The following is a 3,063-nucleotide window of genomic DNA, read 5'->3' as shown; positions in this document are numbered from 1 at the left end:
AATACCTTGCATTATAGAGTAATCTGTATAATAAATATAATAGGAGGTGGGCAAATTTGGAAGTTAATAAAGAGGTTTTAAAGGGTCATATTGATACGTTAATACTGTCTTTACTACAAACTAAAAATATGTATGGATATGAGTTAGCTAAACTAGTTCGAGAGAAAAGCGAAGACCAATTCGAACTAAAAGAAGGGACATTATATCTGTCCTTAAAGCGTCTTGAAAAGAATAAATGGATAGAATCCTATTGGGGAGATGAACAAGGTCCAGGCGGGAGAAGAAAATATTATAAAATTACTTCAACAGGTAAAGATGGGTTTGAAAAAAAACGTTTGGAGTGGCAATTTGTGAAAAATATTATTGATTCGTTTTTAGAAGGGAGAGAAAAAAATGAAGCAAATTGAAGCATATGTAGATTCTGTTTATCACAATGTAGGCGGTAATAATACAGAAATCCAAGAGTTAAAAGCTGAAATGAAAAGTCATTTGATGGAAGCAGTTTACGAATTAAAACTAGAAGGGAAATCAGATCAAGAAGCAATAGACATAGCTATTGAACGTTTTGGCGGAGAAAAAGAGATGCGTTCTATCGTTGGGCAATTATTTAAAGCACAAAAGGTATTTGCAAAATGGGTACTGTATATAGCCCTATTTTTTCTTGTAATATCTTCAGCTGGATTTGGATTTATTTGGGCAGTAGCAGAACAAAATTCTCACGAAATTTCTAATGACGCAAAAGAAATATTTAATATATTACATAATAAAGATGGTATTTCTGAAGATATGAAAAAAGAATTAGAAGGCTTAGTGAATGGTTCAGATGATATTTCAAAAATCCAAATTTATAATGTAAGGGACATAAAGAAAGACGGAGAAAGTTATACATCAATATTTGAATATGTAGAAAACGCAAAACCAAATTATCAGTTTGAAAGAAAAATATGGGCTCCTAAGTGGCTTTTTGCTCTATATCCAAATGGAAATGGAGATTCAGAATGGTATGTCAATATGGAAGTAAGATATCTTGACTCTATAATGGGTTTGGTTTTATTAGTAGGAGTTGCAGTTTATGCAGCTTTGTTTACGATTTGGGCAATAATCAACGCTTATCATCATAGGCGATTAAATATTGGTTGGATAATAATATTTGTTTTATTAAATGTTCTTGGTTATTTGATTTACAAATTAGTTGGAATTAGAGGGGTATCAAAGACAAATAGTAGATATTCTTATTAATAAAACAGGTGCACCTTATTTAAATGAACCGAAACTTTGTGAATTATTGTACTTAAACTATAGGGTGCAAGAGTTAAAGATGGGGACCGTTGCGGCGATCTATCTTCTTGTTGAGCTAACGTTGCAGGATAGTTGAAGAAGAAGTTGTTTATTAACTTCGCAATTGACACAAAATGTGCAGTAAGAAAGTAAGTGGAAACTTTGAAAGAACTGTCATTTTCTATAATTACGATTATTGAACTAGCGTATGATAATGAGGAAAAATGGAAAAATAATGAGAATGGAGTGATGGAAAATAAATTTAAAGTTATTGAAGATAGTCACGAAATTTATCAATATTATCGTAAATATTCAAATATGCTTTGATGAACATTCCAAAGATACCGAATGAATACAAGAATTTATTTATAAAGAGTTTGGTATTAACTAATTTAAATAATGAAAGCAGGCATACATATAGCATGCCTACCTAAATTAATTAATATGATGCAGTGTAAGCCCAGACATTATAATTAGAGCCATAATACTTACCAAAGGCATAAGATGTTCTTGGATCTAAATCATAAACCATTGGAGTATAACATGAAGTTTGACCAGCTACGACTTTACCGTTACCACCTGAAGAAGCACAACTAAATCGTTTACCATCAGTATTACGTGTTACTTCAGCATTAGCTTCAAAACCAGATGGCACAGTACTGTCCATTGTAATTTTAGCCCAAGCTGTTTTACAAGTACTACTGAATTTTAATTCAACGACACCTATCTTTTTATTGTTTTCATTAACTAAATTGGCTGATGCTTTTGTACTTGCACTAGAAGCACAATCATTGTAGTAAGGGCTCTTCCCATCGTAAGAATGATCTTCAGCATGAGTTGTTATAGTTCCGAATACAAGGAATGGTAGTAGGAGTAGAGAAGATACTTTGATAAATAGTTTTTTCATAAACTTTTAACCTCCTAAAATTTTTTACCATACAACAATAAAAAGACAGTCCTCCTTTTTTTGGCAATTTTCAAATAATACACTTAAATATTAATTGGATTTAATTATTGAGTCAATAATATATGGAAAAAACAGTTAAAATGAACGATGGTGTGAGCGAATACATTAAGTAGAAATAACTATTAATATGGAGGGACTTTACAAAGAAACTGAGTATGTAGATATAAAACTGTTCTTTTATCTCAATAGATTAGGAGTAATGGAGGACATGGATAATGAAAAAGGTATGTCCGGAATATAAAGGTGAGGAATACTTCCAAAATCAATCTGGAACCGATTGGACAGAATGTGAAGAATGTTTAGTTGAAGGCACTGCTGCAGCAAGTGTAGATCTGTTGTTCCTTCTAACAAGACGGTTGTGATGGAGTATAAAAGAATTTGTCACATGTGAAAGAAAGAGTCAAGTAAATCTGCTCGCAGGGTTCGTATTTGACCAAAAAGTCAAAAAAAAGAAGCGATAGTTAAACGCTTCAAAAGTTGGAGGGAATATGAATCAAACCATTATTCAATATTTATTTTATGAAAAGTTTTAGTATCGGATTGGACAAATGTTGATTAATTGAAGAAATTGTTCGAACAAGACGAAAAAAAAGAAGCGCTGGTGAGTCGCTTCAAAAGTGGAGATATGCAAATCTGGCAATATTATTTTATTAAAAATTTATGTATTAGATTGGATATATGCTGAATTTCTAAAACAAATTGTTCGAACAAGCCTTAATACGCACTACGAATAAAATGTGAACTAAAAGAGAGGGGACTTTTATAGAACCATTATGCGGATTTTCTTATTAAACTAAATGGCAGCATTCCTGTAATGA

Annotated in this window: 5 protein-coding genes; 4 read left to right on the top strand and 1 reads right to left on the bottom strand. The window is 31.7% G+C overall.

Annotation, left to right across the window (positions count from 1 at the left end):
• The first annotated feature begins 56 nt into the window (after window positions 1-56).
• From V7150_RS22335 to V7150_RS22325, 3 genes are all read left to right on the top strand, one after another.
• Window positions 57-407, top strand: a complete 351-nt coding sequence (locus tag V7150_RS22335) for a PadR family transcriptional regulator (protein WP_335522612.1) — start codon at window positions 57-59, stop codon at window positions 405-407.
• A complete protein-coding gene (locus V7150_RS22330; RefSeq protein ID WP_335522610.1) occupies window positions 394-1,239 on the top strand; it encodes a permease prefix domain 1-containing protein in 846 nt (281 codons plus the stop codon). Before V7150_RS22335 ends, V7150_RS22330 begins: the two co-directional genes overlap by 14 nt.
• Before the next feature lie 192 nt (window positions 1,240-1,431).
• The gene (locus V7150_RS22325; protein ID WP_335522608.1) at window positions 1,432-1,605 is read left to right on the top strand and encodes a hypothetical protein; all 174 of its coding nucleotides are present in this window, start codon (window positions 1,432-1,434) and stop codon (window positions 1,603-1,605) included.
• Window positions 1,606-1,717: 112 nt separating this feature from the next.
• On the opposite strand, the gene V7150_RS22320 is transcribed toward V7150_RS22325, so the two are convergent.
• Window positions 1,718-2,185 carry a YjfA family protein gene (locus V7150_RS22320; RefSeq protein WP_335522607.1) on the bottom strand — a complete coding sequence of 156 codons (468 nt, stop codon included), beginning with the start codon at window positions 2,183-2,185 and terminating at the stop codon, window positions 1,718-1,720.
• A gap of 275 nt (window positions 2,186-2,460) precedes the next feature.
• Between V7150_RS22320 and V7150_RS22315 the strand changes: the two genes are divergently transcribed.
• Window positions 2,461-2,607, top strand: coding sequence for a hypothetical protein (locus tag V7150_RS22315; protein ID WP_335522606.1), 147 nt, complete (start codon window positions 2,461-2,463; stop codon window positions 2,605-2,607).
• Window positions 2,608-3,063 lie beyond the last annotated feature (456 nt).

The organism is Neobacillus drentensis (assembly GCF_036965245.1).
Classification (GTDB): domain Bacteria; phylum Bacillota; class Bacilli; order Bacillales; family Cytobacillaceae; genus Neobacillus; species Neobacillus drentensis_G.
This window is presented reverse-complemented; position numbering and strand designations above follow the sequence as displayed.

What these genes read in the sequence shown, in the direction of transcription:
- V7150_RS22320 (WP_335522607.1), bottom strand. Translation starts at nt 2,185, where the DNA reads ATGAAAAAACTATTTATCAAAGTATCTTCTCTACTCCTACTACCATTC.
- V7150_RS22330 (WP_335522610.1), top strand. Translation starts at nt 394, where the DNA reads ATGAAGCAAATTGAAGCATATGTAGATTCTGTTTATCACAATGTAGGC.
- V7150_RS22315 (WP_335522606.1), top strand. Translation starts at nt 2,461, where the DNA reads ATGAAAAAGGTATGTCCGGAATATAAAGGTGAGGAATACTTCCAAAAT.